The 4,064-nt window shown below is 65.1% G+C and carries 5 protein-coding genes; all 5 read left to right on the forward strand.

All coding sequences use genetic code 11. The features are described from left to right. Window positions 1–213 (forward strand): cytochrome P450 (locus tag Q8N19_RS14480; RefSeq protein ID WP_305591857.1); only part of this gene is annotated, 213 nt, incomplete at its 5' end. Between the two features lie 147 nt (window positions 214–360). Continuing rightward, window positions 361–1,191: an outer membrane protein gene (locus tag Q8N19_RS14485; protein WP_305591859.1), complete on the forward strand. Its 831-nt coding sequence runs from the start codon at window positions 361–363 to the stop codon at window positions 1,189–1,191. A 207-nt stretch (window positions 1,192–1,398) separates the two neighbouring features. After that, on the forward strand, window positions 1,399–1,965 hold the full coding sequence (locus tag Q8N19_RS14490; RefSeq protein WP_305591861.1) for an AAA family ATPase: 567 nt from the start codon (window positions 1,399–1,401) through the stop codon (window positions 1,963–1,965). Window positions 1,966–2,041: 76 nt separating this feature from the next. Continuing rightward, complete coding sequence (locus Q8N19_RS14495; RefSeq protein WP_305591863.1) at window positions 2,042–2,677, forward strand: glutathione S-transferase family protein; 636 nt, start codon at window positions 2,042–2,044, stop codon at window positions 2,675–2,677. A gap of 160 nt (window positions 2,678–2,837) precedes the next feature. After that, window positions 2,838–3,521, forward strand: coding sequence for an SMI1/KNR4 family protein (locus tag Q8N19_RS14500; RefSeq protein WP_305591865.1), 684 nt, complete (start codon window positions 2,838–2,840; stop codon window positions 3,519–3,521). Window positions 3,522–4,064: the final 543 nt, after the last annotated feature.

Consider the following 4,064-nt stretch of genomic DNA (forward strand, 5'->3'; position numbering starts at 1 on the left):
GACCGGCCAAGACCCCGCCAGCACATGTCCTTCGGCTTCGGCATCCACCGTTGCGTGGGCAACCGCCTGGCGGAGCTGCAGCTGACCATCATCTGGGAGGAGATCATGAAGCGCTTCCCCGACATCCAGGTCCTGGCCGAGCCCAAGCGCAGCTATTCGATCTTCGTGAAGGGCTATGAGGACATGCGCGTGGTGCTGCCCACCCGCCTGTAAGCCCTGTCACTCATCGGCCACAGTCAGGGGCCGAGTGAAGCTTGGCCGCAGGGAAAGGGCGCCCCTGCGGCATCGGCGAGCGCGCCGACGCGTTGTCTGCGGTCCGAGGCCTGAGGGGGCTTCACGCAGTACGACGAGGATTACAGTATGAAGACCATGCTTTGCGCAGCCGCCGCCATCGGCGCCCTGACGGCCGCGTCCGCCGCCCAGGCCCAGACCGCAGGCGACTGGACCGGCGCCTATATCGGCGGCGTCGCCGGCTATGGCTGGCAGGCCGAGAATGATGGCGATGAATCCATCGTCTTCGACACCAATCTCGACGGGACCTATGGCGACACAGTGCGCACCGGGACCGGCGCCGACGCCTTCGCCGCCGGATTCTGCTACGGCCAGAACTTCAATCCCACCCGCGCCGGCGGCTGCGGCGGCGATGAGGGCGGCCCGGAATTCGGCGTCCGCATGGGCTATGACTGGCAGTTCGGCAATATCGTCGCCGGCGTGCTGGGCGAAGCCGTGCGCACCGACGTGAAGGACAGCGTGACGGCGTTTTCCGGCACGCCCGCGGCCTACACCATGCGCCGTGACCTGAACGGCCTGCTCGCCGCCCGCGCCCGGGTCGGCTATGCGGTCGGCAACACCCTGCCCTATGTCACCGGCGGCTACGCCTGGGCCGACCTGGACCGCAGCTTCTCCACCACCAACACCGCCAACACCTTCACCGAGGTGTCGGAGAGCAGCAAGTGGACCGACGGCTGGCAGCTGGGCGGCGGCGTCGAGCACAAGTTCACCGAGAATGTGAGCCTGGGCCTTGAGTACCTGTACACCCGCCTGGATGACGACGGTTACACCGTCCGCGCCTCGGGCGGCCCGGCTGGCGGTCCCTTCACCTCGGTGAACGGCGCCGGCACGGACTTCAACCGCACCAGCGACGAGTTCAACATCCACTCGGTGCGGATGGCGGCCACCTACCGCTTCTAAGCCGTTTGCGCTGATCTGAAGGACGGCCCGGACCTGTGAAGGCCCGGGCCGTTTTTCGTTGGCCTCTCAACCCGTCATGGCCCGGCTTTACCGGGCCATCCATGAACACCTTCATCCGGCCGTGTGCATGGGCCGTCGGATCAAGTCCGAGGGCGACGGCCGGAGGGGCGAGAGCGTAGGCTCGCCCACACCAGGACGGAGGGCGTGATGAAGCTGATCTTTCTCTATGGGCCGGCGGCCTGCGGCAAGCTGACGGTGGCCAAGGCCTTGGCCGCCCTGACCAACTATCCCCTGTTCCACAATCACCTGGCGCTGGATGCGGTGACCTCGGTCTTTCCGTTCGGCAGCGAACCCTTCGTGCGGCTGCGCAGCCTCTATTGGCTGTCCATGTTCGAAGAGGCCGCCCGCCAGGACCGGCCGCTGATCTTCACCTTCGCGCCGGAACGCACCGTGCCAGACAGCTTCATCGAGGAGACCCGCGCGGCGGTGGAGGGCCATGGCGGCGAGGTCTGTTTCGTCGAACTCCAGGTCTCGCCTGAGGGGCAGATGCAGCGGGTGGAGAATCCCGACCGAAAGGCCTCGAAGAAGATCCACTCCCGCGAGGTGCTGCAGAAGTTCCGCGACGGCGGCGGCGCGGCCTACCGGCCCATCCCCGCGGATCTGGTCATCGACACCGAGGCCCTGGCGCCGGAGGCCGCGGCGCAGGCGATCATGCAGGGGCTCTCCCTGGAGCCCCTGGCCCAGCCGCATGTCATGTATCCCGATCCGGATTAACCGGCGCGACTGCTGCCACACAGCTGTCAGCAGCCCCAGGCTATGGATGCCCCGTCGCCATCAATTGGAGCCAGCCATGTCCGATCTCGTCTTCTACACAAACCCCATGTCGCGCGGCCGCATCATCCGCTGGATGCTGGAAGAGGTCGCTCAGCCCTATGAGACCAAGGTCCTGAGCTGGGAGACCGGCGAGACCAAGTCGGCCGAATATCTGGCCATCAATCCCATGGGCAAGGTGCCGGCCATCGTCCATGACGGGGTGGTGGTGACCGAATGCGGCGCCATCTGCGCCTATCTGGCCGACGCCTTCCCGCAGGCCGGTCTCGCGCCCTCGGTCACGAGCTCGCTGCGCGGCCCCTACTATCGCTGGCTGTTCTTCGGCGCCGGCCCCATCGAACAGGCCGTGGGCGCCAAGGCGGTGGGCTTCGAACCCAGCGTCGAACAGCGCGCCTCCCTCGGCTTTGGCAGCATGGAAGACGTCCAGAACCTCCTCGAAGGGGCGGTCAGGGACCGGGCCCATCTTGTGGGCGAGAGCTTCACGGCCGCCGACCTCTACCTGGCCGCCCACCTCTCCTGGGGCATGAACTTCGGCACGATCGAGAAGCGTCCGGCCTTCGAAACCTATACGGCCCGCCACCTCGCCCGCCCCGCCGCCGTGCGCGCCGACGAGATCGACAACGCCCTCATCGCCCAGGCGCAGGCGGCCGGCTGAGGCGGGGCGGTCGTCGCCTCAGGCCTTCTTGAGCCCGGGACACGGGCGACTCTAGCGGCCCGCGATAGGCAGGTTGGCAAAGTCGTCCGCGTCCTAGTCGATCGCTCGCACAACCTTGGCCATTGCTCCATTGGCTCGGCAACGACAGGATGAGCCGGCTATGGGGAACCGCCGGACATTCACGCTTGGACTGGGCGCCGCGCTTGCGGCGTCGCGGTCCCTGGCCAAGGAGCTGGACATTGGTGGCCAGTTTATCCGTCCCGAGGACATCACCATTGGTGAGGAGATTATCAGCGACTTCGAGCGCGTCCGCCGCAAGGAAGGGCGCCTGTGGGCGGAGGGTTACACGCAGTCGGAACTCGACGATGCGCAAGACAGATACGATCTCGTCTTCCCGCCTGATCTCGTAGCCCTGTTCAGAGATCGCCGCCCGGTGCTCGGCTACGACTGGCGGTCAGATCACGAGGAAATCCGCGCCATGTTGAGCTGGCCCTTGGAGGGCCTCCTGTACGACTCGGAGCACAATGCGCTTTGGTGGCCGGAATGGGGCCAGCGGCCCGAGACGCCCGAGGGGCGGGCCGAATTGCTCACACAAGTGGTGAAGGCTGCTCCCAAGTTGATACCATTGGTCGGACACCGCTATCTGCCAGAAGAGCCGCATGAAGCCGGAAACCCGGTGTTCTCCGTCTACCAATCCGACACAATCTACTTCGGCGCCGATCTCGCGCACTTTTTCGAGCGACAATTTGGAGTTTCAAGCCGCCCTTGGCCAGAGCAGATAAAACACATCCGGTTTTGGTCTGATCTGGTGGAGCGAAACCCTGTGGTAGGCTCAGCTTTCTGATGCGTTCGAGACGCCATTCGCCTGGAAGAACGCCGTGACCTGTGGCGCTATGCCGGTCATGTCGCGACCAGTTCTCTGGCACATGATGCGCCTTTAGCTTGTCAGGTTCAGCGGATCAGCCCGATGCATCCTCGCGTCCTACTTGTCCTGACCGCCACGATTTCCTTGGGAGGTTGCTTCCCCTGGGATGAGGACGCAGGCCGGTGGTCAGCCACCGACCAGATCAGGGCAGCGGCTGCACGTTGTGGACTAAGCGACTTTGAACCGACGAAGGCGGGCGGTGCATGGGCTGCCTATGTCGATGACGGCGTGCCAGATCACGCAGCCAAAGAGGACTGCATCTATGCGGACCTAGCAAGCGAAGGGCGTCTAACGACCCGGTAGTAGATGCCCGCTTCCGACCGAGGCCGTGTGAAAACGCTGTGCCGTAAGTTCTGACCCTTAGCACGCGGTTTAGCGATCAGGCTTGGATGGCCCGGATCAGTTGTTTGGCGCCGAGGATCTGGATCATCCTCTTCAGATTGTAGGCCAGGACGTGGAGGC

The sequence above is a fragment of the Phenylobacterium sp. genome (assembly GCF_030693405.1).
Taxonomy (GTDB): Bacteria; Pseudomonadota; Alphaproteobacteria; order Caulobacterales; family Caulobacteraceae; genus Phenylobacterium.